Origin of the sequence: Halorussus salinus, assembly GCF_004765815.2 — an archaeon.
Lineage (GTDB): Archaea > Halobacteriota > Halobacteria > Halobacteriales > Haladaptataceae > Halorussus > Halorussus salinus.
The window spans coordinates 272,627-297,176 of sequence record NZ_ML974129.1 but is presented as its reverse complement, the minus strand read 5'-3'; the positions used below and the strand labels follow the sequence as shown (position 1 = coordinate 297,176).

The 24,550-nt window shown below is 66.3% G+C and carries 25 protein-coding genes and 1 pseudogene; 15 read left to right on the top strand and 11 right to left on the bottom strand.

Annotated features, from left to right (window positions below):
- Position 1: 1 nt before the first annotated feature.
- Positions 2 to 292, bottom strand: a complete 291-nt coding sequence (locus EPL00_RS13380) for a 50S ribosomal protein L21e (protein ID WP_135854657.1) — start codon at positions 290 to 292, stop codon at positions 2 to 4.
- 135 nt (positions 293 to 427) lie between these two features.
- Here EPL00_RS13380 and EPL00_RS13375 point away from each other — a divergent pair, with 135 nt between their 5' ends.
- From EPL00_RS13375 to EPL00_RS13365, 3 genes are all read left to right on the top strand, one after another.
- Complete coding sequence (locus tag EPL00_RS13375) at positions 428 to 1,591, top strand: cystathionine gamma-synthase (RefSeq protein ID WP_135854656.1); 1,164 nt, start codon at positions 428 to 430, stop codon at positions 1,589 to 1,591.
- 126 nt (positions 1,592 to 1,717) lie between these two features.
- On the top strand, positions 1,718 to 2,722 hold the full coding sequence (locus EPL00_RS13370) for an ion channel (protein WP_135854655.1): 1,005 nt from the start codon (positions 1,718 to 1,720) through the stop codon (positions 2,720 to 2,722).
- Positions 2,723 to 2,792: 70 nt separating this feature from the next.
- Complete coding sequence (locus tag EPL00_RS13365; RefSeq protein WP_135854654.1) at positions 2,793 to 3,422, top strand: VOC family protein; 630 nt, start codon at positions 2,793 to 2,795, stop codon at positions 3,420 to 3,422.
- A 406-nt stretch (positions 3,423 to 3,828) separates the two neighbouring features.
- Here EPL00_RS13365 and EPL00_RS13360 read toward each other — a convergent pair whose 3' ends face one another.
- Complete coding sequence (locus tag EPL00_RS13360; protein ID WP_135854653.1) at positions 3,829 to 4,095, bottom strand: elongation factor 1-beta; 267 nt, start codon at positions 4,093 to 4,095, stop codon at positions 3,829 to 3,831.
- Between the two features lie 2 nt (positions 4,096 to 4,097).
- Positions 4,098 to 4,277 (bottom strand): HVO_2753 family zinc finger protein, encoded by a 180-nt coding sequence (locus tag EPL00_RS13355; protein WP_135854652.1) that lies wholly within the window; start codon positions 4,275 to 4,277, stop codon positions 4,098 to 4,100.
- Between the two features lie 145 nt (positions 4,278 to 4,422).
- Between EPL00_RS13355 and EPL00_RS13350 the strand changes: the two genes are divergently transcribed.
- The gene (locus EPL00_RS13350) at positions 4,423 to 5,364 is read left to right on the top strand and encodes an FKBP-type peptidyl-prolyl cis-trans isomerase (protein WP_135854651.1); all 942 of its coding nucleotides are present in this window, start codon (positions 4,423 to 4,425) and stop codon (positions 5,362 to 5,364) included.
- A gap of 667 nt (positions 5,365 to 6,031) precedes the next feature.
- Here the strand turns inward: EPL00_RS13350 and EPL00_RS13345 are convergent.
- Entirely contained in the window at positions 6,032 to 6,778 is a 747-nt protein-coding gene (locus EPL00_RS13345; protein WP_135854650.1) for an HFX_2341 family transcriptional regulator domain-containing protein, read from the bottom strand.
- A 101-nt stretch (positions 6,779 to 6,879) separates the two neighbouring features.
- Here EPL00_RS13345 and EPL00_RS13340 point away from each other — a divergent pair, with 101 nt between their 5' ends.
- A complete protein-coding gene (locus EPL00_RS13340; protein WP_135854649.1) occupies positions 6,880 to 7,518 on the top strand; it encodes an IS6 family transposase in 639 nt (212 codons plus the stop codon).
- A 294-nt stretch (positions 7,519 to 7,812) separates the two neighbouring features.
- Here the strand turns inward: EPL00_RS13340 and EPL00_RS13335 are convergent, their stop codons facing one another.
- From EPL00_RS13335 to EPL00_RS13325, 4 genes and pseudogenes are all read right to left on the bottom strand, one after another.
- Complete coding sequence (locus EPL00_RS13335; RefSeq protein WP_135854648.1) at positions 7,813 to 8,439, bottom strand: RAD55 family ATPase; 627 nt, start codon at positions 8,437 to 8,439, stop codon at positions 7,813 to 7,815.
- Positions 8,440 to 8,466: 27 nt separating this feature from the next.
- Positions 8,467 to 9,177, bottom strand: a pseudogene (locus tag EPL00_RS13330) (MinD/ParA family ATP-binding protein); the annotation flags it as partial.
- 69 nt (positions 9,178 to 9,246) lie between these two features.
- A complete protein-coding gene (locus EPL00_RS23585) occupies positions 9,247 to 9,417 on the bottom strand; it encodes an HEWD family protein (RefSeq protein WP_202932641.1) in 171 nt (56 codons plus the stop codon).
- 137 nt (positions 9,418 to 9,554) lie between these two features.
- Positions 9,555 to 11,366: an ABC transporter substrate-binding protein gene (locus tag EPL00_RS13325; RefSeq protein ID WP_135854646.1), complete on the bottom strand. Its 1,812-nt coding sequence runs from the start codon at positions 11,364 to 11,366 to the stop codon at positions 9,555 to 9,557.
- 156 nt (positions 11,367 to 11,522) lie between these two features.
- Between EPL00_RS13325 and EPL00_RS13320 the strand changes: the two genes are divergently transcribed.
- The 3 genes from EPL00_RS13320 (at position 11,523) to EPL00_RS13310 (ending at position 14,926) form a co-directional block, all read left to right on the top strand.
- Complete coding sequence (locus EPL00_RS13320; protein ID WP_202932640.1) at positions 11,523 to 12,188, top strand: YbhB/YbcL family Raf kinase inhibitor-like protein; 666 nt, start codon at positions 11,523 to 11,525, stop codon at positions 12,186 to 12,188.
- A gap of 123 nt (positions 12,189 to 12,311) precedes the next feature.
- A complete protein-coding gene (locus tag EPL00_RS23820) occupies positions 12,312 to 13,241 on the top strand; it encodes a cupredoxin domain-containing protein (protein WP_238398200.1) in 930 nt (309 codons plus the stop codon).
- Positions 13,242 to 13,492: 251 nt separating this feature from the next.
- Positions 13,493 to 14,926, top strand: a complete 1,434-nt coding sequence (locus EPL00_RS13310) for a sulfite oxidase (RefSeq protein WP_135854645.1) — start codon at positions 13,493 to 13,495, stop codon at positions 14,924 to 14,926.
- A 274-nt stretch (positions 14,927 to 15,200) separates the two neighbouring features.
- Here EPL00_RS13310 and EPL00_RS13305 read toward each other — a convergent pair whose 3' ends face one another.
- Entirely contained in the window at positions 15,201 to 15,680 is a 480-nt protein-coding gene (locus EPL00_RS13305) for an FKBP-type peptidyl-prolyl cis-trans isomerase (RefSeq protein WP_135854644.1), read from the bottom strand.
- A 321-nt stretch (positions 15,681 to 16,001) separates the two neighbouring features.
- Between EPL00_RS13305 and EPL00_RS13300 the strand changes: the two genes are divergently transcribed.
- Together EPL00_RS13300 and EPL00_RS13295 are read left to right on the top strand one after the other, a co-directional pair.
- Complete coding sequence (locus tag EPL00_RS13300) at positions 16,002 to 16,904, top strand: substrate-binding domain-containing protein (protein WP_135854643.1); 903 nt, start codon at positions 16,002 to 16,004, stop codon at positions 16,902 to 16,904.
- A 52-nt stretch (positions 16,905 to 16,956) separates the two neighbouring features.
- Positions 16,957 to 17,868 (top strand): DUF7551 domain-containing protein, encoded by a 912-nt coding sequence (locus EPL00_RS13295; protein ID WP_135854642.1) that lies wholly within the window; start codon positions 16,957 to 16,959, stop codon positions 17,866 to 17,868.
- A 39-nt stretch (positions 17,869 to 17,907) separates the two neighbouring features.
- Here EPL00_RS13295 and EPL00_RS13290 read toward each other — a convergent pair whose 3' ends face one another.
- Positions 17,908 to 18,372, bottom strand: coding sequence for a hypothetical protein (locus tag EPL00_RS13290; protein WP_135854696.1), 465 nt, complete (start codon positions 18,370 to 18,372; stop codon positions 17,908 to 17,910).
- 249 nt (positions 18,373 to 18,621) lie between these two features.
- Here EPL00_RS13290 and EPL00_RS13285 point away from each other — a divergent pair, with 249 nt between their 5' ends.
- The 4 genes from EPL00_RS13285 to EPL00_RS13270 all read left to right on the top strand — a co-directional run bounded on the left by EPL00_RS13285 (position 18,622) and on the right by EPL00_RS13270 (position 22,525).
- Positions 18,622 to 19,389, top strand: coding sequence for a DUF4397 domain-containing protein (locus tag EPL00_RS13285; protein WP_135854641.1), 768 nt, complete (start codon positions 18,622 to 18,624; stop codon positions 19,387 to 19,389).
- 135 nt (positions 19,390 to 19,524) lie between these two features.
- Positions 19,525 to 20,355: a DUF4397 domain-containing protein gene (locus EPL00_RS13280; protein ID WP_135854640.1), complete on the top strand. Its 831-nt coding sequence runs from the start codon at positions 19,525 to 19,527 to the stop codon at positions 20,353 to 20,355.
- A 202-nt stretch (positions 20,356 to 20,557) separates the two neighbouring features.
- Positions 20,558 to 21,421 (top strand): DUF4397 domain-containing protein, encoded by an 864-nt coding sequence (locus tag EPL00_RS13275; protein WP_162224218.1) that lies wholly within the window; start codon positions 20,558 to 20,560, stop codon positions 21,419 to 21,421.
- A 219-nt stretch (positions 21,422 to 21,640) separates the two neighbouring features.
- Positions 21,641 to 22,525: a DUF4397 domain-containing protein gene (locus tag EPL00_RS13270; RefSeq protein ID WP_135854638.1), complete on the top strand. Its 885-nt coding sequence runs from the start codon at positions 21,641 to 21,643 to the stop codon at positions 22,523 to 22,525.
- A 6-nt stretch (positions 22,526 to 22,531) separates the two neighbouring features.
- Here the strand turns inward: EPL00_RS13270 and EPL00_RS13265 are convergent, their stop codons facing one another.
- Positions 22,532 to 23,023 carry an acyl-CoA thioesterase gene (locus tag EPL00_RS13265; protein ID WP_135854637.1) on the bottom strand — a complete coding sequence of 164 codons (492 nt, stop codon included), beginning with the start codon at positions 23,021 to 23,023 and terminating at the stop codon, positions 22,532 to 22,534.
- 212 nt (positions 23,024 to 23,235) lie between these two features.
- On the opposite strand from EPL00_RS13265, the gene EPL00_RS13260 reads away from it, so the two are divergent.
- Complete coding sequence (locus tag EPL00_RS13260) at positions 23,236 to 24,537, top strand: TraB/GumN family protein (protein WP_135854636.1); 1,302 nt, start codon at positions 23,236 to 23,238, stop codon at positions 24,535 to 24,537.
- The last annotated feature ends 13 nt before the right edge of the window (positions 24,538 to 24,550 follow it).

Here is a 24,550-nt window from a genome sequence, read left to right as displayed (position 1 = left end):
GCTACTCCTGCGCTTTCAGGTGCGCGGGGGTGACGATGAGCGTCTTGTCCTTGCCGCCGTCGGTGACGCCGACCTTGTAGGCTTCGCCCTGCTTGCCTTCGATTTCGCCGGTGAGACCGTCGAAGCGCGGGTGGAAGCGACCCTTCTCGACGCTCGGGTCGATTTTGAGGTGGACCTTCTGGCCCTCCTCGTACTGCTGGACGGCGCGCTGAGGCGGGGACGTACCGCGCTCTCGGGGATTGTTCGAGAGTTTGTTACGAGTGCTGTGGTAGGGTCCGTTCGAACTCGGCATAGTCGTACCCACCTCTTGTTCTGTCTCCGTTATAAAAGGCACGTTCCGCGTTGCTCGGCCCCGTTCCTCTCCCTATCGTTCGGGGAGCGTGCCGGAAGGACAAGAGTAACTTGGCGTCCGCTCCTCGCTTGTGGTATGACCGACGACGAGTTCAGGTTCGAGACGCGCTCGATTCACGCCGGACAGGAACCCGACGAGGAGACCGGGGCGCTCATGACCCCGATTCACGCCAACTCCACCTACGAGCAGGACGCGCCGGGCGAACACCGCGGCTACGAGTACTCCCGGACGGGCAACCCCACCAGAACGGACCTCGAAGCCAACGTCGCCAGCCTCGAAGGCGGCGAGTACGGCCGCGCGTTCTCCAGCGGGATGGGCGCGATAAACACGGTCCTCAATCTGCTGGAGTCGGGCGACCACGTGGTCGCCAGCGAGGACGTGTACGGCGGCACCCACCGCATCTTCACGCAGGTCTACGAGCAGTACGACCTCCAGTTCGACTTCGTGGACATGACGGATTTGGACGAGACCGAGGCCGCGATGCGCGAGGAGACCGAACTCGTGTGGGTCGAGACCCCCACGAATCCCCTCCTCAACGTCGTGGACATCGCGGGCACCGCCGACATCGCCCACGACCACGACGCGCTCTGTGCCGTGGACAACACCTTCGCCACGCCGTACCTCCAGCGCCCGCTCGAACTCGGCGCGGACCTCGTGACCCACTCGCTGACGAAGTACATGGGCGGCCACTCCGACGTGGTGGGTGGGGCCTTGGTCACCGACGACGAGGAGCTAGACGAGCAGTTCGGCTTCTACCAGAACAGCGTCGGTGCGACGCCCGGTCCCCACGAGTGTTTCCTCGTGTTGCGCGGGACGAAGACGCTCCCGGTCCGGATGGACCGCCACTGCGAGAACGCCAGCGAACTGGCCCAGTGGCTCGAAGACCACGAGGACGTGAGTCGCGTCTACTACCCCGGACTGGAATCGCACCCGGACCACGACCTCGCCAGCGAGCAGATGGACGACTTCGGCGGGATGGTCAGCTTCGAGATGGACGCGAGCCTCGACGAGACCGCCGACGTGGTGTCGAACACCGAGGTCTTCACGCTCGCGGAGAGTCTGGGCGGCGTCGAGAGCCTCATCGAACAGCCCGCAACGATGACCCACGCCGCGATTCCGAAAGAGGAGCGCGTCGCGGCCGGACTCCGCGACGGCCTCATCCGGGCGAGCGTCGGCATCGAGAACGTCGATGACCTGAAGGCGGACTTGGAGCAGGCGTTCGAGCAGTCGCTGAACTGAGAGTGACGCGGCCGCTCGGCCGCCACGCTCGGCGCTCGGCGCTCGTTTCCGCTGGCCGTAATCTTCGAGTAGCCGAGTGTTTTGATTGGGCGTAGTGTCAGGGCCACTCGTCACGGAGCGTCGGAGATGAACTTCGCGTACTTCGGTCTCGGGAGTCTCGTCCTTCTGGTCGCGGTCGGAGACCTCCTCTGGACGACGATATGGGTCGAGGGCGGCGCTGGCCCGCTCACGACTCGGTTGATGGAGTGGACGTGGCGGACCCTCTCGACGGTGAGCGGCGGCCGGTCGCGGATGCTCAGTCTCGCCGGTCCGATAATTCTCGTCTTCGGTCTCGCGGTCTGGCTCGTCTCCCTCTGGGCGGGGTGGACGCTGATATTCGCCAGCGGCGAGGAGGCCGTCTTCGACACGATAGACGGCGGCCCGGTCTCGTGGGCCGACCTGAGCTACTTCGCGGGATACACCCTGTTCACGCTGGGGAACGGCGGGTTCGCGCCGAAAGAGGGCGTCTGGCAGGTCGCGACCGTCCTCTCGACTGCGAGCGGGATGCTCTTCGTCACGCTGACGGTCACCTACGTCCTCTCGGTCCTCGACGCGGTGGCCCAGAAGCACGCGTTCGCCAGCGGCGTGACCGGCGTCGGTACCGACGCGAGTACGTTCGTGACGACCTACTGGAACGGCGAGGAGTTCGAGAGCCTCGACCTCCAACTGAACACGTTCTCGTCGCAAATCGACACGCTCACCGCGAATCACAAGGCCTACCCGGTTCTGCACTACTTCCACAGCCAACGAGCAACCGAGGACCCGGTCGTCGCCATCGCGGTCCTCGACGAGGCGCTGACGCTCCTTCGGTTCGGTCTCCCCGAGGGAGTCCGCCCTAGCGAGGCCTTGGTGAAAGACGCACGCTCGGGAATCCGGAGCTACCTCGACACGCTCTTCGCGGTGCATCGACCGAGCGACCGCAATCCGCCCGCGCCGGACCTCGCGCTCGTCCGCGAGGCCGGTGTCTCGACCGTCGGCGACGGCGACTTCGCCGACGCGCTCGCCGACCGCGACGTGGACGAGCGACGGCGACTCCTCCTCAGCGTGGTCGAGTCCCACGCCCGCCAGTGGCCGACCGAGGGCGACGAGTAGCGACCGCGCCGCCTCGCGGTGACACCGGTGTCACCTGAAAGCTATACGCGCCGACCGCCTACTCGAAGATATGGCAAACGACCGCCGACCAGCAGACGATTTCGAGGTCACGGCCGACCTGCCGGACAGTCCGATGCACACCACCGGAACCGACCATATCACGCTCATCGGGAGCAACGCCGAGGAGACCATCGAGTTCTACCGGGACCTCCTCGGAATGCCCCTCGTGCTTCGCCAACCCAATCTGGACGACCCCTCTCAGACGCACCTCTTCTTCGACTCGGGCGACGGGCGCATCGTCACGTTCTTCGTGAACGACGACCGCGACTCGGACCCCCGGCCACAGCGCACCCCGGTCGGCGGTGTGCATCACCTCTCGTTTTCCATCGACCCCGAGCGGTTCGAGGAGGTCCGCGACGCGCTCGAAGACGCCGGACGAGGCTACAACGAGTTCGATCGCGGCATCTTCCACTCGCTGTACACCCAAGACCACAACGGACTGGTCATCGAACTCTCGACCGACAAGTGGGCGATTCCGGACGACCGCCGGGGCGAGGTCCTCGCCACCGCCCAGCGCATCCGCGAGGAGGACGGTGCCGACTTCGCCGAGGAGCGCCACCTCGAACAGGCGCTGGACGAACTCGGCATCGACGCCGAGAAGTTCGACCTGCCGGAGGCCTCCTCGGGCGCTGGCGTCTGAGGCGGGGATTTCGAGAATCCGGATTTTCCACGCTGGCGCGCGCTGGCGCGGCGCTCGTGAGCGCCGTGCCAACCGCGCGAGGGCCGACGGAACGACCGAACGGAGTGAGGAAGTGACGGAGGCGGTTGGGGAGGCGTGAGGGCCGCAGTCGCTGTGCGGTCGGGGTGCTGTCGTTGTGCGGCCGCGGTGCGGTAGACTCCTGTGTTCAAGCCTGAAGTCAGCTTCTTGCTGTCGAACAGAATCTAAATACCGGAACTAATTCACAGACGACAGCAACGAGTCGAGGACGACAGCGACGAATCGGGGACGACAGCGACGAATCGAGGACGACAGCGACGAACTGATCAGACTCGAAGCTATCCGACTCGACTCACGTCAGAAAACCGCACCGAACCGAAAACCCGCGTTAAATCCGGCCGACGTTCTCGACTTCGACGCTCTCGACGCCCTCGACGTTCGAGAAGCCCTCCTCGACCGCTTCCGTCCCGCCCGTGTCGTCGGGGACGATGACGGTCGGCAGGAGCGCGACGAGTCCGAACGCGACTTCGTCGCGCTCGAAGCCGTTGATCTTCGCGCCTTCGGGGAGCGACTCGGAGAGTCGGTCCTGAAGCTCGTCGAGGTCGATTTCGGGGCTCTGCGGCATGACCTTGATTTTCGCGGCTACCTTTCCCATCGTTACGGTCCCATGAACCCGCAGTCGGGGCACTCGTAGAGGTTGCTCTGCTTGCGACACTTGGCACAGCGGTAAATCTGCTGCCCGCAGTCGGGGCACTTGAACGACGCCGCGTTGCTCCCGGAGATGTTGATCCCGCAGGAGACGCATCGTCGCGCCTGCTTCTGTTTCGATTGGCTCATACCTCCCTGTACCCGACCGCGACTTTAAATCGTTTCGATAGGGCCGCCAGCCCTCTCCTCGGGCAGTCGAGAACTTCGAAGTCGCCACTGACCGCGCGCGCTCCGAAACGTGATTCTTAAGAGGCGAACGAGCGACGTTTCGGGTATGAGTGAAGAACAAGAGGCCGACGTGGCCGACGACGAGGAACAGACGGAAGTCGAAGACGAGGCCAATGAGGGACTTCAGCGAGGAGACTTCATCCGCCTCGACTACACCGCGCGCACCGTAGACGACGGCGACATCGTGGACACGACCGACCCCGAGGTCGCCGAAGAAGAGGGTCTGGACGACGAGGAGCGCGACTTCGAGCCGCGCACCATTGTCCTCGGCGAGGGTCACATCTTCGAGAGCGTCGAGGAGGACCTCGTGGGCAAGGACATCGGGCACTCCGGGAGTACGACCATCCCCGCCGCGGAAGCCTTCGGCGAGGGTGACCCGGACGAAATCAAGACCGTCAGCGCCGACAAGATTCCGGAAGACGAGCGCTACCCCGGCGCGCACGTCAACGTGGACGGCGAACACGGTCACGTCGAGACCATCATCGGCGGCCGCGCTCGCGTGGACTTCAACCACCCGCTCGCGGGCGAGGACATCGAGTACGACTACGAAATCGTCGGCGAGGTCGAGGACCGCGTCGAGCAGGCTCAGGGCCTCATCTCGATGTACATCGACGCCGACCTCGACATGTGGATCGAGACCGACGAGGTCGAAGAGGAGACGGTCGTCGAGCCGGACGACGAGGACGCCGAACCCGAGACCGAGACGGTCGAGAAGGAGACGCTGTACATCGAGAGTACGCCCCAGCTGGCGATGAACCAGCAGTGGATGTTCCAGAAACAGCAGATCGCCCAGAACGTCATGGACCAGCTCGGACTGGACCGCGTCATCATCCAAGAGACCATCGAGGGCGGCGGCATGGGCCCGATGGGCGGCATGATGGGCGGCGGCATGGGCGGCGCTGACCTCGAAGAAGCCCTCGAAGACGCCGACGTGGACGAAGACGAGATCGTCGAAGAACTCGAAGAAGTCGACGCCGACGAGGAGTAACCCCGACCCATTCCTGCGTTCTTTTTTCGACGGACAGCGGCGGGGCTCTCGACCGAACGACGACCACGCCGCGACGAGCGCGCGAGGTCACGTCCGAAGCGCCGTCGGCTCGAATCGAGGAGGGACACGTGACGACCGACGCGAGAAGGGTCTCGGGAGGTGGGCGGAGGGCTGACTGCGTCAGCGGAGTGGGCGGAGGGGCGACTGCGTCAGCGGAGTGGGCGGAGGGGCGACTGCGTCAGCGGAGTGGGCGGAGGGGCGACTGCGTCAGCGGAGTGGGCGGAGGGGCGATTGTGCCAGCGGAGGTGAGCGGAGGGCCGATTGCGCCAGCGGGGACCGCGGGCGATACCGCGATGGAGGGCTGGCGGCGGGACCGCCGCGGGGGCAGGGCGGCGTGACTGGCGTCGGAGGGCGACGGCCAGCCGGGGAACCGGGCGGTCCGGGGAGGTCGGAGGCGACCTCCACTTCTACCTGCACGGGCTGTCGTATTCAATTCTATCAGGATACTATCTATACTCTCTGTTCTATCGGTAGTATGGATACAATCTATACTATCGGTACTACAGATAACAGCGAACCTATCGAAACCGAACGTCGTCGGGTGCGACGAGCGACCGCGAGTCACCCGGCGAGATGCCGGACGGAACGCCGGAGAGAAATTAGCGCCTCAGAGGTCTCGTAGCTTGTGGCGGAACGCGCGGAGGGCGTCGGCCCCCGTGTCGGTCAGCACGACCTGCTTGCGACGGCCAACGTCTTCGATTTCGACGTAGCCGTCCTCCAACAGCGGGTCCACGACGTTCGCGTTCAACAGCGCGAACTTCGCCTTGTCGTTGGCGGGGTCGTTGTCGGCGACGAACGCGAGGCCTTGCTCCTCGGCGTACTCGATGATGTCTTTCTTCTTGACGGTGTAGGCCTCGGTGTTGGCGTCCGCGAGGAAGTCCATCACCGCCACTTGGTCGGTCGTCGGCGACTCGATGGGGTAGGAGGGAAGCACTTCGTCGCCCGCGTAGCCGTAGCTCCGGCGCTCCTTGCGGTCGCTGGCGGGGTAGTCCGACGGGTGGACGTAGTAGGCCGTCGCGTCGGTGGCCATGCACGCGATGGCCGCGCCGACCGCCGAGAGCTTCGACCCGCTGGAGACGTTCACCCGAACGATGTCTTGGGCGTGGTCGGCGGTCAGCGTCGTCACGATACCCAACACGTCGTAGATGTCGAACACGTCCACGCTCCGCGAGCGAATCTCGACGCCGAGGTCTTCTAACTCCTCGCGCAGGTCGTCGTGGTAGTCGGGACCGTTGCCGGGGTCGTCGTGTTCGAGGAGATAGAGGATATCGACGTTGTGTTCGCGCACGGGGCCGACGATGCGGTCGTACTCGTAACCGAGCGGGGCGATGTGAACCTCGTCTATGGTCTGCATGGCGGCTTATCTTCGATGGGTCGTCGGGGGACCTTAAGTTCTCACTCTCTGTGTCGGGCCGTGTTCAGTTAAGAGCGAGGCGGTCGTTCTTCGGTTGCTCTATGACCCAAAACGACCGCCTCAGTGGTTCTAGTTCGTGGATTGACTTGGAGTTTGTGGAGCGAGAGCGGACACCCAAGCCCGCGATTGAAGTGGGTATTCGTCTCCATTTGGCGGGACTTTCACTTTCGAATACCAAACGAGAGCTTGAAAAGTTGGGTGTCGAACGGAGTCGGACTGCCATCCACAATTGGGTGCAGAAAGCCGATTTACAGCCGACCAGCGACACAATTCCGAATCAGATCGCGGTGGACGAGACGGTGATTCGGGTCAATGGTGAGCGGTGCTGGCTGTACGCCGCGGTCAATCCTGCGACGAACGAATTCCTTCATGTTCGGTTGTTTCAGACGCTTACGACACAATTCACTCTGCTGTTCTTTAGAGAACTCCACGAGAAACAGCAGGTCGAGCAAGCCACGTTTTTGGTCGATGGAGCGCACCATCTTCAGGCCGCGCTGACGCGGTTAGGCCTCCGATTTCAGTATGTTCGCCACGGAAATCGGAATCGCGTCGAACGTGTTTTCCGCGAGGTAAAACGACGAACTTCTTCGTTTTCGAACGCGTTCCGCAACGCCGAGCTAGAAACAGCAGAATCGTGGTTGCAAGCCTTCGCCGTCTGGCACAATTCATGCCAAACTTAACACGACCCTGTGTCGTGAGTCCTGCATCTGACGAACGACGGGGAATTCGACAGTGGCAACCGAATCGGGAGACGAGACTAGTTTGAAAGCCCCCGCCCGGTCGCGGTCGCTGAGTGACATATCCTCCGCTCACTGCGTTCGCTCCGGATAGGGGTCACTCAGACGACTACGCCCTTCGGGCGCGACCGGGCGGCCCCTTTCAGTCCACCCAGACGACGGTGGTTTGGTCGGCCTGCCGCCCCCTTAGTTCGGTTTGATAGCGCTCCTTCGGCGGAAAATCGACGCCTGCACTCGTCACGCGATGTCCCGACTCGTGTCGATGCGGACCGACTCGGCGAGTTCGAGTTTGATGGTCTCGGGGAGCGCGCGGCCGCCCCGGAACTTCGGCACCGCGAGGCGGGTCTCGACCGTGTCGCCCGAGTACTCGGTGTGAAGTTGGAACACCACGTCGGCGACGTGTTCGGTGATGTCGCGGGCGTCGGGCACCGCGCGGCCGTCGAGACAGTGGAGGACGGCCACGCCGTCGGTGTTGTGCAGGTGATTCTGCAGGTCGTTCAGGAAGTTGCGATACCGCCCCTCGTCCTGTTTTTCCAGCAGGTCGATGGGGTCCACGATGAGATTCGAGTCCTCGGGCAGTCGCCGGAAGAGTCGCTGGGAGTGGTCCAGCGGCGCGTCGCCGGGGACCCGCCGCACGTCCGGCGAGCCGGTGTGGCCCGGCGCGCGCTCCAGCGCCTCGGTCACGGCCGCCTCGTCGCGGTCCGTCGAGAGATAGAGCGTCTGGCGAGCCGCGGTGAACTCGTACAGCAACAACTCCGCCTGACTCGCTGGCGGTGCCGACAGTGCCACCACGCTCCCGGTCGGAAGCCCGCCGTCGAGTTTTCTATCTAACACGTCGATGCCGGTCGAGAGACGCCGTGCCACGTATTTGCACGATTACTGCTCGTTGTTTCATAAGTATTTGGGCTGGAGTCCTGACACGAGAGCGTCGTGTGCGGCCCGCATCTCGTCGCTGTCGAGGAGTTCGACGCCGCGGTCCACCACGTCTGCGCGCGAGTCGAGTCCGGCCTCCGGGACGACGCCCAGAAGCGGGCAGTCGAGTAACTCCTCGACGCCCGCCGGGGGCCGGTCGGCCCGCGAGACGACCGCGCCCGCGACCGGCGCGTCGAGTTCGCGCGCCATCGCCGCGGTCTTCGCGGCGTCTCGCAGGCAGTCGGGTTCGGTCGTGGTCACGACCACCGCGGCGTCGGCGACCCGGAGCGGCGCGACGGCGTCCGGTCCCGCGCCCGCCGGGCAGTCCACCAGAATCGCGTCGGCGACCCCGCGAACGCGCGCCAGCGGCGTCGCGCCGCCGGACCCCGCGTCTCGTCCCGCGGCGGACCCGGCCGACGGCGGTCCCGTTCCGGCGGGCAGAATTTCGACGCCAGCGAGCGGCGGGTCCGGCCTCCCGGCGACTAACTCGGCGGGCCACTCCTCGGCGACGGCGTCGAGACCGGGCGTTCGTGCGAGTCCGGCCATCGCGTGCAGGTCCGGCATCTCCCGGTCGGCGTCCACGGCGAGGACGCTCCGGCGCTGGCGGCCGAGCGCGGCCGCGAGACCGAGCGTCGTGGTCGTCTTCCCGGCTCCTCCCTTCCCTCCGGCGACGGCGAGCATGGGCCGGGCTTGTCCCGGCTTCCGGTTTGAACGTTCGGGCGAGCATCGAGGAGACTCCGGTCGTCGGAGGCCCCGTCGTCAGTCCCGAATCGGGCGATACGCGCCGTTGATGTCCCACTCGTGGATGCAGTGGGGGTTCCCGGCGCGCGCCGCGCCGTCGATTCGCCACGTCGTCTCGTCGGGGTCCCACACGTCCCGACGACCGCATCGCTGACACTCCCGTTCGCTCGGCGGGTCCAGTTCGACCATTGGTCGAAGAGACGCGTGCCCACTTGATAAATGAGACTCCTGCCGCGGGGTTTGCCGCGACTCGCGAGGTCGGTCCGGTCGGCGGCGCGGAGTCGCGGGACCCCTGTGTCGGTCTCGCTCGACGACCGTCGCGTGTGCTACTCTCGCTCGCCGACTTCGACGTGGTTGTACTTGTGCTTCGAGAATCCGGCCGCGCCGGTCTTGGGCACGTCCACCCAATCGTAGTAGAACCCCTCGCCGACCGGATGATGGAGCGGGAGTGCAACCACGTCCTCCCAGTTAGCGGTCTCCATCTCGCGGTAGGCCTCGACGCGGGCCTGCCGGTCGCGCTCGCTCGCGGACGGGTGGTCGAGGACGCGCTCCCACGCCGCCGTCGCGCGCTCGGCGGCGGGCGTGTCGCCCCACCGGAAGAAGTAGGTGTCCGACGAGGGCGGGTAGAGAATCTTGAGGAAGCTGTCGGGCGATGGGTAGTCCATCGTCCACCCGTAGGAGAAGGCGTCGAGTTGCCCGTTCCGGCCGCGCTCGGCGATGGCGGAGAACGGCGACTGCTCGACGGTCAGGTCGATGCCGACGCGAGCGAGTTTGTCCCGCAGGAGCGTCGCCGTCTCCTTCCACGCCGCCACCTCGTAGACGGTGAGCCGAACGCTCGCGGGGTTGTCCGGGCCGTACCCCGCGTCGGCGAGGACCGCTTTGGCGGCCTCGAAGCGCGTCTCGGTGAGTCCGTAGGGGTACCGTTCGGCGTGGTCCCGGTACGCCGCGTTCCCGCCGGGGTAGAGACCCGGCGGCGTGAGATGGGCCGCCCGCGACCCGCGCCCCTCGTGGACTTTCTCGACCTGCGTCTGCTGGTTCAGGACGTACGCGATGGCCTGCCGGACTGGCTTCTCGACCTGCTCGGTGTTGAACCCGAGGTAGTAGGTCCACGTCAGCGGGACCTGATGGTACTGGACCGTCTTCCCGTTCTCGGGGAGCGGGCCGTAGGTGCCGACCTTCCGGCCCTGCTCGTCGGTGGACTCGATTGTGACGAGGCTCCGGTCGAACTTCCCGCTGGGTACCCAGAAGGCGTCGGCGTTCTCGTTGATGGCGTAGATGTACGACGCCGAGGGGTCGCTCGTGACTTGCCAGCGGATGCCGTCCACGTACGGCCCGTCGCCGCGGTAGTCGTCGCGCGCCGAAACCGCGTACTCTACGTCCTTCTCCCACGTCTCGAAGGTGAACGGTCCCGCGCCGATGGGGTTCTCGGTGGCGAACTCGTCTTGACTCATCTCGCCGTCGTAGCCCGGCACGTCGCCGACGACGCCCTCCGGGACGACCGCGAAGGAGGGGTAGGCCAGCACGCCTAACGCCGCGTGGAACGGCTCGGAGAGGAGAATCTCGACGGTTCGGTCGTCCACGGCCTCGACGCCGAGCGTGCCGGGAGCGTACTCCTCGGCCGTGCCGTCGTCGGTCTCGACGGTCCGAGTCCCGTGTTCGACGCCCAGCACGTCGAGGAGGTCGCTCGCCGAGGTCGAGTTCTCCGAGGCCGCGATGCGCTCGAAGGAGTACACCACGTCGGCCGCCGTCACCGACCGGCCGTCCGAGAACGTCGCCTCAGGGTCCAACTCGAAGGTGTGGACGGTGCCGTCCTCGGAGACCCGGTGGTCGTCGGCCAGCAGAAGTTCGGGGTCGGGGTCGCCCTTCGGGTAGTGGACCAACCCGTCGAACAGTTGCGAGACGACGGTGGCCGATTCGTTGTCGGTGGCGGCCGCGGGGTCGAGCGTTCGAATCGAACTGCCGACCATCTGGAACGTCCGGTCGGCCGACGACGATTCGGCTCTCGGTGCGCTACCGCTACAACCGGCCAGACCGACGCCGACCGCGGCGCTCCCGGCGGTAGCCAAGAACGCGCGACGCGACCGGCCGCCGGACGAATCGTCGCGGAGGTGCGTGTCGGGGGACTGTGTCGGTGTCATAGTGTCACGTGCCGCCTCCCGAGGCGGCTATATGTTTCCGTTTTGGCTTCCGACTAAAGATAGTGACTATCGAGAGACTGAGACGCCGTCTTGTCGGCGTGGGGACTCCTCGGCGAGGCCCCAAATCGCTTTGCGGACGACGACGAACGGAGGACCATGCGCAGACGCACGCTACTGCGCTCGGCCGCGGCGGCCGCGACGATTGGGGGGACCGGAGCGATGGCCGCGAGTGGGAGCCGCGACGGGCAGGAGACCACGACGGAGGCACAGGAGACGACGACCGAGGGGGAAGGGACCGCGACCGAGGAGACCGGGACGACCGCCGAGGACGGAGCGTTCGCGCTCTCGACCGACGCGTGGGAGAACGGGGCGACGATTCCGACCCAGTACACCTGCGAGGGCGAGAACAGTTCACCGCCCCTCTCCATCTCGAATCCGCCCGACGAGACCGAGGCGTTCGCGCTGATTATGGACGACCCGGACGCGCCGAACCCGCCGTTCGTCCACTGGTTGCTCTGGAACGTCCCAGCCGACACCCGAGAGATTCCCGCGAATCTCCCGGCGAGCGAGACGCTTTCGGACCTCGGCGGCGCGGTGCAGGGCGCGAACGGCACCGGGGAACTGGGCTACGTCGGCCCGTGTCCGCCGGAGGGCGACCCGCGACACACCTACCTGTTCAGCCTCTACGCGCTCGAAGCGCCGCTGGAGTTAGACCCCGGCGCGGGGTACCAGCAGGTCGTCGATGCGGTGATGCGCAACGCCGTCGCGCGCTCCCGGTACGTCGGTCAGTACGCTCGGAGCGCCGCCACGACGACCCAGTAACGAGTCAACGAAAACCGGCCGTGAGAGCGCATCCGGGCTGTCGGCCCGGACGTACCGACCGACGCCGCGGACCGCGAACCACCCGAACCCTTTTCCCGGACAGCACCGACGGTACGCTCGGTTATGGGGGGAGACAGCAGTGAGAGCGACGGAGACGAATCGACCGGCCGCGACGAGCCGACGAGTGCGACCGACAGGCGGAGCGTCCTGCGCGCGCTCGGCGGAGTCGCCGCGCTGTCGGCCGCGCCGCGCGCCGCGAGCGTGGGGGCGGCGGCGCAGGCCGACCGAACGACGGTTCTCCTCGGGGCGCGACGCGACTACTGGCTCGGCCTCCAGCCGCGAGCGATAGAGGGCCAGCAGAACCCGACGCTCCGGTTGCGGCAGGGCGACCGCTACCGCGTCGTCTGGGTGAACCTCGACGGAGCGCGACACAGACTGAGGCTCCTCGACGGCGGCGGCAACGTCGTCAACCGGACCGAGGAGTCCGCCCAGCAGGGCGCGACGCGGGCGACCCGGTTCCGGGCGCGCGAGGAGTTGGCCAGTTACGAGTGTGAGTTCCACCCCGACGAGATGCGGGCCGCAGTCGAGTTGGGCGAGGGGTTCCCGACGACGACCGAGGCGGAAACGACGGCGGCCGACACCACCGAAGCGACGACCGAGGGCGAGGAGACCGCCGCCGAGACCACGACAGGCGACGGGAACGCGTCCGGCGACGGGAGCGCATCGGGCGACGTGGCGGAGGTCGCGGTCGGGCCGTCGGGCAACTACTTTCGGTTCGTGCCCGAGCGCGTCGAGATTCCGGTCGGGGGAACCGTCCGCTGGAACTTCGAGAGCGCCGGACACAACGTCTCGGCGCGGCCCGAGGCCGCCCGACAGGTGTCCATCCCCGAGGGCGCAGAGCCGTTCGCGTCCTACCCCGAGGGCGAGTCCTACCGCGTCGTCGCCGAGGGCGAGACCTACGAACACGTCTTCTCGGTGCCCGGCGAGTACGTCTACGTCTGCGTCCCGCACACCGGCGAGGGGATGATAGGCACCGTCGTCGTGACCGAATAGTTCTCCCGAGACAGCCATTCGATTTATCACTTCGCTCCGAACACCTCAGGCGGAACGTTAAGCCGAAATCCGCCGAACCAGTTGGTCGTATGTCAGGGGGAGACAGGGGAACGGGAGACGACGGGAGAACCGACGACCCGAAAACGACAGGCGGCGAGCGGACGAGAGAGGAAACGCGAACGAGAGACGGAGCGCGAACGAAAGACGACGCGAGGTCGAGGGACCGCTATCTGAACAGGCGGCGCTTCCTGATGGCTTCGGGGACGCTCGCGGGCGTCGGCGTCCTCGCGGGGAACGTCGGTGGACAGGAGACGACCACGGAAAGCGGACAGCAGGGCGGTCAAGGGACCACGACGCAGGGCGGCGGACAGGGCGGCCAGCAGGAACCGCCGCTGGCCGAGCAGTACCCCGGCCTGCGCATCATCTCCGCGGACCCGCAGAACGCCGAGGCCCAGTCGCGAAGCACCTACGAGAGTTTCATCACGCCGCGCGAAGAACACTACATCCGGAACCACTACGCGACGCCGGAGATAGACGAAGACGAGTGGACCGTCTCGCTGACCGGGATGGTAGACGAGGAGGTCGAACTCTCGATGGACGAGATAAAGCGGGAGTACTCCACCGAGACCGTCACCCACACCATGCAGTGTTCGGGCAACGGCCGGGCGTACTTCGACCCGCAGGTCGGGGGCAACCCGTGGACGTTCGGCGCGGTCGGGAACACGGTCTGGACCGGCACGCCCATCAGCGAGATTTTAGAGGAGTACGGCGCGAACACCGACCGGAACATGTGGCTCTCCGTGATGGGCGGCGAGGCCCCGGAGGGCGAGGACATCTTCACGCGCTCGATTCCGATGCGGAAGGTGATGGCCGACTGCCTGCTGGCCTACGAGATGAACGGCGCGCCGATGAACGACGACCACGGCTTTCCGGTGCGACTGCTGGTGCCCGGTTGGTTCGGCAACAACAACGTCAAGTGGGTAGACCGGATGCACGTCATGGACCAGATGGTGTTCGGCGACGAGTGGGAGGAGGGCGACCAGCAACTCTACACCCACTGGCAACAGTACTCCTACCGCATCATCCCGGCGGGCGAGGAGGCCAACACTCGCCCCCGAATCGGCGTCTTCGACACCCAGCGCCAGATGGACTCGCGGGGCATCGACCAGCCGTTCATCTACGACCAGATAGTCAAGTCGCTCATCGGCTACCCGACGCTGGACTCGACGGTCTCGCCCGGCCCGGACGGCCAGATAGAGGTCCTCGGCGTGGCGTGGGCGGGCGACGACCGAGTTCAGCGCGTCGAGATATCGACCGACGGCGGCGAGACGTGGAACGAGGCGGAGTTCTTCGGCCCGCGGCAGGGACCGTACTCGTGGCGGCAGTTCCGGTACGTCTGGGACGCCAGCCCCGGCGAGTACACCCTCTACTCGCGGGCGACCGACGGGAAGGGCCGGACTCAACCGGCGACCATCTCGAACCCGGACCAAGGCCTGCGCCAGATTCGGGACGACATGTTCCCGTGGAACGTAGACGGCTACGCCAACACCGCCTACGAACCCCACGGCGTGAACGTCACGGTCCAGTCCGACGGCGGTCAGACGACCGAGGGAGGCGGCGGGCAGACGACGACCGAGGGCGAAGAGACGACCACCGAAGGGATGCAGACGACGACTTCCTCGTAACTCTTCTCTTCTGATTTCGATTCTGATGCTCAGATACGCGCATCTACCGACCGGTTTCGACCGGTGGAACAAACCGCATCCCTCGGCGGACTGAAAGGGCGAGCGGGCCTCGCGTTCATTTAGTCGTCTCAACGCGGCCTTATTTCGCCCGCGCAGTTCTGCGCGGGCGAAATATCCCGTTGAGCGACCGCGAGGACCGCGAGGGCTTTCGAATTCCATCCACTCTCGTTCACGACTCTATCTACTCGACCAAACACTCCCGCTTCGAGAATTCTCACCCGTCGTCGTAGCGATTCAGCACTTTCACGTCGAACTCGACGGGTAACCCCGCGAGTTCGTGGTTGAAGTCCACCGTGACCGTCTCGTCGCCGACCTCGGTTATCCAACCGGTCTCGCCGGTCTCCGACCGGACGAGTTCGCCGGGTTCGGCGGTCACGTCGCTCCGGTCTTCGAGGTCGGCCCGCGGGAACTGGACGACCTTCTCCTCGTCGCGCTCGCCGAACGCGCGCTCGGGTTCGACCGTGACGGTGCGTTCGTCGCCGACCGCCATCTCCCGAACCGCGTCGTCCAACCCGGCCACGACCTTCCGCTCGCCGACGCGGAACTCCAGCGGCTTGTAGTCGCGGTGGCCGTGGTAGATGCCGGTCTCCATCGCCACGTCCACGTCCGTCGTGTCGAAGACTTCTCCGGTCTCCTCGCCGTCCGCGATGCGCCCCGTGTAGTGTACGACTGCGATGTCCCCCTCCTTCGCCATACACTCTCACTCGACGCTCTCCCTCTTGAATCCGCGGGAGCGTTCAGTCCGGTCCGGGAGTGAGCGAAAGTCGAATCCGCCCGTGGAACGCTGACGAGAAACGACATGTGAGACTGAAGACATTCACGGATTGCTCGAAGACATCGCTCTCGATACCCGTGTCGGGACACGAGTGACGACGCGACTCTTCGAGGGCGGCGCGTCCGAAGCGATTCGCCCGTCGGTTCGGCCATCCGACGCGAGGTCGCCCGATACCGGGGCACCCGCGTAACTATAAACAGTTACGAAGATATTTTGACGTAGGCTAGAATAGTTACGTCTATGTCGAGTCGGCGCGAACTCCTCCGGCGCGGCGCGGGCGCGCTCGCGGTCGGGAGCGCCGCGAGCGTAGGGGCGCTCGCGGCCCTCTCGAACGCCGACGGCGACGCCGAGGAGGGACGGGACTCCCCGCCAAAGGAGAACGCCGACCGGAGCGACGACCGGGCGGGCGCGTCGGCGGGCAGGCCGAACGCGCTGGTCGCCGGAAGCCTCCACCGAATCGCCAACGCCGTCGGCGACGCCAGCGTCGAGGCCCACGGGAGCGTCGCCTGCCGTCGCCTCCTCGAAGACGGCCTGCGGGACCCCGACGCGGTGGCGCTGGCCGACCCTGCCCTCTTCGCCGGTCTCGCCGAGCGCGTGACCTGCTTCGCCACGAACGCGCTGGTCGTCGCCGTCCGCGAGGAGCTAGCCGACCGGTACGACGACTGGCGGGCACTCGTCGCCGACCGCGACCTCGCGCTGGGCCGGACCGACCCCGACCGCGACCCGTTGGGCTACCGGACGGTGATGGCGCTCGAACTCGCCGACGGCATCGACGCCGACGCGCTCGCGGACCGAATCGACGTGTTCCCCGAGACCGGTCTCCTCCGGACCCTCGAAGCGGGCGGCATCGACGCCGCGTTCGCCTACCGGAACATGGCGGTCGAACACGACCTGCCGTATCTCAGCCTCCCCGACGGAATCGACTTCTCGAACCCCGAACTCGCCGACGAGTACGCCGAGGAGACCCTCGAACTCGCCGACCGGACGGTCCGCGGAGCGCCGATTCGGTACGCCGCGACCGGTCGCACGCCGCGCGGACGCGAGTGGGTCCGCGCGCTCGGGGCCGCACGCGAGACCCTGCGCGACGCCGGGTTCGGCGTACCGGAGGCGTACCCGCGGGAGCGCGAGGTATCGCAGTTCTGACCGTTCTGGAACCGGAATTTACTTGTCGCCCCACATTTTAGGCAAGCCTAAAATGGTCGGCGGAACGCTACGGGACCTGCGAGAACGCATCGCGGACCGACACGACGACGACGGACGGTTTTACGTGAGCTGTGCCCGGACCGGCGAGCGACCGGTCCCGGTCGCGGGTAAACGATTCCCCACGCGCGAGACCGCGGCTCGGGCCGCCGAACTCGCCACTGAGTACCGCGCTCAACTCCGGCGCTACGACCCGCGACTCGCTCACTACGACCTCGTAGTCTCGGAGGAACCCGGCGCGTCGGGACCGGTGGACCCGGTTCCGGTCGCCGACGAGACGAGCGACGCCGCCTCGGCGTCGGACTTCTGTCACGACGTGGCGGCCGCGGTGTTCGAGGCGCTCTCGGACCTCGGCGAGGAGGAAGTCGAACGCGCCGTCTTGGAGGCGTATCTCCACTCCGCCGAGTCGGTGACCGACCCCGACGAACTCTGTCTCGTCTTGCTCTCGACGGCCGCGAGCGAACTCGACGCCCGACTTGCCCCCGACCGGCAGGGCGAGGTCCTGCGGGTCGCCGCGGACCTCCTCGGCGCGAGCGACGAGCGGGAGACACCGCGGGACGAAGACCCCGTGGCCGCGACGCTCGCGCGTCTCGACGACCTCTCGCTGGTCGGCGACTACGCTGTCGTCCGGAACGACGCGGCCGAGGAGAGCGCCGCGGTCGGCGGCACCGACGCCGAGGAGACCGGCGGGTCGTGGACGGTCACCGTCGAGGAGTACGCCTTCGACAGCGTGGACGGCCGGGTGCCGACCCTGCCGTTCGCGGTCGAACTCCTCGGGCGACTGCCCGACGAGCGAATCGCGGTCTCGGACCTCCGGGCGACCGGCGAAGCGGACTGGACGTTCGTCGTCTCAGCGGACGCCGCGAGCGCGCGGGCGGTCAGCCTCGCCGCGCCGGAGGACCGCTGAGAACGCCGCGAAAGGAAACGAAAGAGAACGAGTCCGTGGTCAGGCGTCGAAGTCCGGCAGGTCCTCGGGGGCCTCGTAGTCGGCTTCCCAGTCGATGTAGTCGGTTTCGAGCGTGTCACAGACCACCTGTCCGAGTTCGGTCATCGCGGCGTTGATGCCCGAGACGGCGTTCCACGAGTCGAGGTCGGGGTGGTAGTCCCGCGCTTTCCAGTCCTCGGGGATGCCGGGCGCGTGGTAGCCCACCCTGTCGGCGAAGTCGTCCCAGAAGAAGTCGAACTCCCGGAACAGGTCGAGGTCGGTGGCGATGTCGAACTCCGACTCGTCCAAGTCGGTGTGTTCGGACCACTCGCCGAACGCCTCGTCCCACGCGCCCTCGCGCAGGAACTCCTCTAACTCATCGCGGCGGTAGTCGGTATCGCCCTGCACCTCCACGTCGTCGTACTCCTGTAGGTCCGTCGCGTCCGCCAACTCGGGCGGGTCCGGAACCGTCACGTCGAGTCCCATGCCGGGGTCGTACGCCCGCAATCCCGATAAGGATTCCTTCCGGGCCTCCTCGGGGAGGTCGGCTCCGATACCGGTCGCGCTCGCGCTCACGACGGCGGCGAGTTAGGACCGGCTTTCTCCCCGCGGGAACCGGTGTCATGGTCTCGCTCACGAGCGGTCGTAATCGCCATTTCCGCCGCTCTTGGTCACGTTACGCCGTGAATCGTCGTAACGATTTATGGTCACTTCGTCCTGAGGCCCGCCCGCAGTATGTGGGGGAACGTACCAAACGAAACGCGACGGGTGGCGACGGTCGGCGTCGCCCTGCTGGTGCTGACGAGTTTCGCAGGGGTAGGGATAGCAACGAGCGGCGCGAGCGACTCCGGTGCCGCGCAGGTCCGGGTCGCGCACCTGTCACCGGACGCGCCCGCGGTGGACGTACTCGTAGACGGCGACGCGGTCCTCGAAGGCGTCGAGTTCGGCACCGTCAGCGAGTACTTGGAGGTGCCCGCGGGCGAGCGCACGGTGACGATACAGACCGCCGAGAACGACACCGTGGTCTTCGAGGGCGCGGTCTCGGTCGAGGCCGGGACGATGTACACCGTCGCGGCCATCGGCGAAGTGACCGAGGAGACCTTCGAACCGGCCGTCTACGTGGACGACTACGAGACGCCGAGCGACGAGAACGCCACGGTCCGACTCATCCACGCCTCGCCCGACGCGCCTGCGGTGGACGTGACGGTCGGGGACGGCGAGACGGTGCTGTACGACAACGTCTCGTTCGGTAACGCCAGCGACTACCTGACCGTCCCGGCGGGCGACTACGAACTGGAGATTCGACCCGCGACCGAGGAGAACGATGGCGAGGTCGTGACCACGGTCAACGTCTCGCTCGAAGGTGGCACGGCCTACTCGGCCATCGCGGCCGGGTATCTCTCGCCCGACGACGAACCGGCCGACACGCCCTTCGAGGTCCTGTTGGCCACCGACTCGGGGTCCGAGAGCATGAACATGACCGCGCCCGAAGCGGTCGGGTAGTCCTCGCCTTCTTTTCGGGTCGGAGCCGTCCATCCGCGACTACCGTCGATAAGCCCGGATAACGCCTGTCTCGCGGTCGCTATTGCTACGTTACGCCCGTGAATGGTCGTGTCGATTTAAGTTCGCTTCGTCCTGATGGCCGCGTGCAGCATGTGGGGGAACCAAACAACTGTCACACGACGGCTGGCGACGCTCGGCGTCGCGCTGTTGGTGATGACGAGTTTCGCAGGTATCGGAATCGCAGCAATCGGAGCAAACAACGCCCAAGACGAGGACGCGCAGGTCAGAGTCGCGCACCTCTCGCCGGACGCGCCCGCGGTGGACGTGCTGGTAGACGGGCAAGCGGCGCTCGAAGGCGTCGAGTTCGGAGCCGTCAGCGACTACCTCGCCCTCTCGGCGGGCGAACACACGGTAACGATTCAAACGTCCGAGAACGAGACGGTCGTCTTCGAGGGCAACGTCTCGGTCGAAGCCGGTGAGATGTACACCGTCGCGGCCATCGGCGAAGTGACCGAGGAGACCTTCGAACCGGTCGTCTACGAAGACGACTTCGAAATGCCCAGCGACGAGAACGCCACGGTCCGACTCATCCACGCCTCGCCCGACGCGCCCGCGGTGGACGTGACTGTCGCTGGCACCGACACGGTGCTGTACGACAACGTCTCGTTCGGTAACGCGAGCGACTACGTGGAGGTCCCGGCTGGCGACTACGAACTCGAAATCCGAGGAGCGACCGAGGAGAACGACGGCGAGGTCGTGACCACGGTCAACGTCTCCGTCGAGGGCGGCACGGCGTACTCGGCCATCGCGGCTGGCTACCTCTCGCCCGACGACGAACCGGCCGACACGCCCTTCGAGGTGCTTCTGGCCACCGATTCGAGCGGCGAGATGATGGGGACCGAAACCGAGATGGACGGAACCGAGACCGAGATGATGGGCAACGAGACGACCACCGAGGAGATGTAACGACCGAGGAGACGTAACCACACGAGAAGACGTAACGGCCGAGGAGTACCGCTCCGAGGGGAACGTCGGCGTAAGCCACGTTTCGGACGCATTTTTCTCGGCCTAACTCGGAAAATCGCGGCTTCGAGGCGTTCTATCGCGGCTTACGCGGTGCGACGGTCGGTGCGCTTTATTTCGCTCGATGCCACAACTGGTGGTGCGTATGACAGGAACGAATTCGACACTGACGCGCACGGTAGCCGTCGGCCTCGCGTTGCTCGTCGCCGCCAGTTTCGGCGTCGGGTCCGTGGCCAGCCTCGACGGAGCAGTCGCCTCGACCGCCCAAGACGCCGAGGGCGAATCGGCGGAGGTCCGCATCGCTCACATGTCGCCCGACGCGCCCGCCGTGGACGTGCGGGTGGACAACGAGACCGCCTTCCAGAACCTCGATTTCGGTGACGTGACCGAGTTCGTGGAACTCGAACCCGGCGACCATCAGGTCACCATCGTCACCGCCGAGAACGAGACCACCGTCTTCGACGGGACCGTCTCGCTCCGCGCCAACGAAAGCTACACCGTCACGGCCGCGGGCGAGGTCTCGGAGAACGCCACCGAGGAGTTCGCACCGGTCATCCTCCGGACCGACCCCGCCGTGCCGAGCGGTAACGACTCCGCGGTCCGCGTCGCGCACTTCTCGCCCGACGCCGGGCCAGTGGACGTGACCGTCGCCGACTCCGACGCCGTCCTCGCGGAGAACCTGACGTTCGGCAACGCGACCGAGTACGTCACCGTCCCCTCGGGCGTCTACGAGATAGAGGTCCGGGCGGCCGCCGAGGACAACAACGGCACCGTCGTCGCCACGTTCAACGAGAGCCTCCTCGAAGGCACCGCGTACACCACCTTCGCGGCCGGGTACGCCTCGCCCGAGGACGCGCCCGCGAACCAGTCGCTCGACCTCTTCGTCGGCGTAGACGCCAACGCGACCGACGACGCGACGATGGGCAACGAGACGGAGATGGCCGAGACGACGACCGCGATGAACGGCGAGACCAACGAGACGGCCGACGAGACGACGACGGAAGCGTAGCATCGCGTCCCGGAGACGGAGCGTCGGACCCCGGACCGCTCGCGGTTCGGCGATTCGCCGCCAGCTAAACGCGCGGTAGAACCCGCGTAAGCGATATTTCTTCGAATCGACGCCGACTCGACCGAGCGAAATCACGCCGTTGCGCTCGTCTCGGTCGGATTACCGGGATGGAGCGTCCCCTCGCTTTATCGTCCGTCGAGTCACAGTCAGGTCCGAGACATGACCGACCGGCATACGACCGATAGACACACCACCGACCGAAACGCGACCGACAGCCGTTCCACGCTCGTTCGGGCGACGACGGTCGCCGTCGCGGCCCTCGTCGTCGCCAGCCTCGGCGTCGGCCCAGTCGCGTCGCTGGCCGATCCGAACGCGGCGACCGTACAGGACCCCGAGAACTCGCAGGTTCGCATCGCGCACATGTCCGCCGACGCGCCCGCAGTGGACGTGCGAGTCGGCAACGAGACGGTCGCGCAGGACCTCGAATTCGGCGACGTGACCGACTACCTCGACCTGCAGGAGGGCGAGTATCGCGTCAGCATCGTCACCGCGGAGAACGAGACCACCGTCTCGGAGGTCCAACTCTCGGTCCCGGCCAACGAACGACTCACCGTCGCGGCAATCGGGCAGGTCGCCGAGAACGCCACCGAGGAGTTCCGCCTCGTCGCGCTCTCGGACGCGCGGCGAGCGCCGACCGGGGCCAACGCGTCGGTCCGACTCGTCCACGTCTCGCCCGACCTCGGACCGGTGGACGTGACCGTTAACCGGACCGGCGAGGTGCTGTTCGACGACGTGACCTTCGGCAACGCGACCGAGTACGTCACCGTCCCGTCTGGCGTCTACACGCTGAATGTCCGTGAGGCGGCCGAGGGCAACAACGGGACCCTCCTTTCGACGCACACCGAGAGCCTCCAGAACCGGACCGCTTACTCGGTGTTCGCGGCACCGGAGGACGAGCAACCCGACGAACCGGTCGCGCTGTTCGTCGCCATCGACCAGACCGACAACCCCGAGATACCCGGCGCGACGACCGTCGCCGAGGACTCGACCACGACAGCCGAGAACATGACCACGACCGCCGAGAACGCGACGACAGAATCCTAACTCGGCTTACTCGTCGTCCGTCTCGATTTTCTCGGCGACCGCGGACAACTGCTCGCGGCGCTGGTCGCGCGCGGCGTCCCGGAGCGCCCGCTGGTTCTCCGACGGGCAGTCGAGGTCGGGCACCTCGGTCGGCGTGCCCTCGTCGTCCAGCGCGACGAACGTGAAGAAGGAGGTGGTCGTCTCGCGCTCCTCGCCCTTCCGGGGGTCCTCGGCGCGCACGTCCACCTTCACGTCGATGCTGGTCCGGCCGGTGTCGAAGACGAACGCCTCCACGATGGCGACCTCGCCGAGGTCGATGGGCGAGATGAAGTCCACGTGGTCCATCGAGGCCGTGACGCACTGGTGGTTCGAGAACCGCATGGCGGCGATGGCCCCGCAGATGTCCATCCAGTGGAGGACGGCACCCCCGAGCGCCCGCCCGAGGTTGTTGGTGTCGTTGGGCAACAGGAGTTCGGTCATCTCGGTGTACGAGTCCATCAGCGTCGCTGTGTCCGACATCGTTCGGACCGTCTCGCTCGGCGGTTATTCGCTTTTCTCCTCGCACGTTCGCTTCGAGGTGTGAACGTACCCCGAGCCTACTCCCGCGTAACCCGGCAATTATCGTCCGAGGAGACCCGAGATTTCGGATTCGTGACTCGGGAAACTCTCGGCGGGCTGGTATTTCTCTCGGCACCGACAACGGTAAAAAGGGATAGCGTGTAAGGCGAACGATGAGCGATTCAGCCGAGTTGGACGCCGGAGACGGCGAGGGCAGCGTCCACGTCCTCGGGACCGCCCACGTCTCCGCTGACAGCGTCGAGGAGGTCCGCGAGACCATCGACGAGGAGCGCCCCGACGTGGTCGCGGTCGAACTCGACGAGGGCAGGTATCGCCAGATGCAGGGCGAGGTGGCTCAAGACCTCGAACCCTCGGACCTGCTCGAAGGGAACACGGTCTTCCAGTTCCTCGCCTACTGGATGCTGTCGTACGTACAGGCCCGGATGGGCGACCGCTTCGACATCGAACCCGGCGCGGACATGCAGGCCGCCATCGACGCCGCCGAGGCGGTCGGGAGCGAGGTCGCGCTGGTGGACCGGGACATCCAGATGACCATCCAGCGATTCTGGGCGCGGATGAGTTTCTTCGAGAAGTTGCGGATGGTCTGGGAACTCTGTCTGGCGATGGTCGGTATCGGCGAACCCGACGAAGACGAGGAGTTCGATATCAGCGAAATGACCGACGGAGACGTGGTGACCGCGATGATGGAGGAGTTCCGCCAGTTCTCGCCGGGCGGTGCGGAAGCCCTCATCGACGAGCGCGACGCGTTCATCGCCCACCGACTCGTCCAGTTGCGCGACGCGGGCCACGACGTGCTGGCGGTCGTCGGCGCGGGCCACCGCGCGGGCATCGAGGAGTATCTCGACCACCCCGAGCGGTTGCCCCCGATGGAGGAGTTGGTGGGCACCGAGTCGGGGAGTCGCTTCTCGCTGTTCAAAATCTTCGGCTACGTGATGGCGCTGGGCTTCCTCTCGTTTTTCTTCCTGCTGTTCATGGCGGGCGTGCGCAACTCGCTCCTGCTGGAAGTGTTCGCGGCGTGGTTCCTGTTCAACGGCATCTTCGCGTTCGGACTGGCGAAGTTGGCGGGCGCGCGCTGGACCTCCGCGGGCGTCGGCGGCGCGGTCGCGTGGCTCACCAGCGTCAACCCCCTGCTCGCGCCGGGATGGTTCGCGGGCTACGTCGAGTTGAAGTACACCTCGGTCAACGTCAGCGATATCGCCACACTCAACGAGTTGATGAGCGACGAGGAGACCCCGCTCGGGGACCTCCTCTCCCAGATGCTCGACGTGCCGCTGTTCAGACTCATCGCCATCGTGGCGATGACGAATATCGGGAGCATGATAGCGAGTTTCGCGTTCCCGTTCGTCATCCTGCCGTTGCTCGGCTCGCAGGTCGGCGGCGTCGCCGAGATAACCGACCTGATGATACAGGGCGCACAGAACAGCGCGGACCTCCTCGTGCGGACCTTGACATGACGAGGAGCGCCGA

Bases quoted from the DNA above. Each gene is read 5' to 3' on its own strand.
- EPL00_RS13360 (WP_135854653.1), bottom strand. From the start codon at position 4,095: ATGGGAAAGGTAGCCGCGAAAATCAAGGTCATGCCGCAGAGCCCCGAA.
- EPL00_RS13295 (WP_135854642.1), top strand. From the start codon at position 16,957: ATGGTCGGCGGAACGCTACGGGACCTGCGAGAACGCATCGCGGACCGA.
- EPL00_RS13305 (WP_135854644.1), bottom strand. From the start codon at position 15,680: ATGGCGAAGGAGGGGGACATCGCAGTCGTACACTACACGGGGCGCATC.
- EPL00_RS13375 (WP_135854656.1), top strand. From the start codon at position 428: ATGACCGACGACGAGTTCAGGTTCGAGACGCGCTCGATTCACGCCGGA.
- EPL00_RS23585 (WP_202932641.1), bottom strand. From the start codon at position 9,417: ATGGTCGAACTGGACCCGCCGAGCGAACGGGAGTGTCAGCGATGCGGT.
- EPL00_RS13275 (WP_162224218.1), top strand. From the start codon at position 20,558: ATGACAGGAACGAATTCGACACTGACGCGCACGGTAGCCGTCGGCCTC.
- EPL00_RS13380 (WP_135854657.1), bottom strand. From the start codon at position 292: ATGCCGAGTTCGAACGGACCCTACCACAGCACTCGTAACAAACTCTCG.
- EPL00_RS13300 (WP_135854643.1), top strand. From the start codon at position 16,002: ATGTCGAGTCGGCGCGAACTCCTCCGGCGCGGCGCGGGCGCGCTCGCG.
- EPL00_RS13340 (WP_135854649.1), top strand. From the start codon at position 6,880: ATGACCCAAAACGACCGCCTCAGTGGTTCTAGTTCGTGGATTGACTTG.
- EPL00_RS13355 (WP_135854652.1), bottom strand. From the start codon at position 4,277: ATGAGCCAATCGAAACAGAAGCAGGCGCGACGATGCGTCTCCTGCGGG.
- EPL00_RS23820 (WP_238398200.1), top strand. From the start codon at position 12,312: ATGGGGGGAGACAGCAGTGAGAGCGACGGAGACGAATCGACCGGCCGC.
- EPL00_RS13320 (WP_202932640.1), top strand. From the start codon at position 11,523: ATGCGCAGACGCACGCTACTGCGCTCGGCCGCGGCGGCCGCGACGATT.
- EPL00_RS13310 (WP_135854645.1), top strand. From the start codon at position 13,493: ATGGCTTCGGGGACGCTCGCGGGCGTCGGCGTCCTCGCGGGGAACGTC.
- EPL00_RS13265 (WP_135854637.1), bottom strand. From the start codon at position 23,023: ATGTCGGACACAGCGACGCTGATGGACTCGTACACCGAGATGACCGAA.
- EPL00_RS13345 (WP_135854650.1), bottom strand. From the start codon at position 6,778: ATGCAGACCATAGACGAGGTTCACATCGCCCCGCTCGGTTACGAGTAC.
- EPL00_RS13350 (WP_135854651.1), top strand. From the start codon at position 4,423: ATGAGTGAAGAACAAGAGGCCGACGTGGCCGACGACGAGGAACAGACG.
- EPL00_RS13365 (WP_135854654.1), top strand. From the start codon at position 2,793: ATGGCAAACGACCGCCGACCAGCAGACGATTTCGAGGTCACGGCCGAC.
- EPL00_RS13325 (WP_135854646.1), bottom strand. From the start codon at position 11,366: ATGACACCGACACAGTCCCCCGACACGCACCTCCGCGACGATTCGTCC.
- EPL00_RS13260 (WP_135854636.1), top strand. From the start codon at position 23,236: ATGAGCGATTCAGCCGAGTTGGACGCCGGAGACGGCGAGGGCAGCGTC.
- EPL00_RS13370 (WP_135854655.1), top strand. From the start codon at position 1,718: ATGAACTTCGCGTACTTCGGTCTCGGGAGTCTCGTCCTTCTGGTCGCG.
- EPL00_RS13270 (WP_135854638.1), top strand. From the start codon at position 21,641: ATGACCGACCGGCATACGACCGATAGACACACCACCGACCGAAACGCG.
- EPL00_RS13290 (WP_135854696.1), bottom strand. From the start codon at position 18,372: ATGGGACTCGACGTGACGGTTCCGGACCCGCCCGAGTTGGCGGACGCG.
- EPL00_RS13280 (WP_135854640.1), top strand. From the start codon at position 19,525: ATGGCCGCGTGCAGCATGTGGGGGAACCAAACAACTGTCACACGACGG.
- EPL00_RS13285 (WP_135854641.1), top strand. From the start codon at position 18,622: ATGTGGGGGAACGTACCAAACGAAACGCGACGGGTGGCGACGGTCGGC.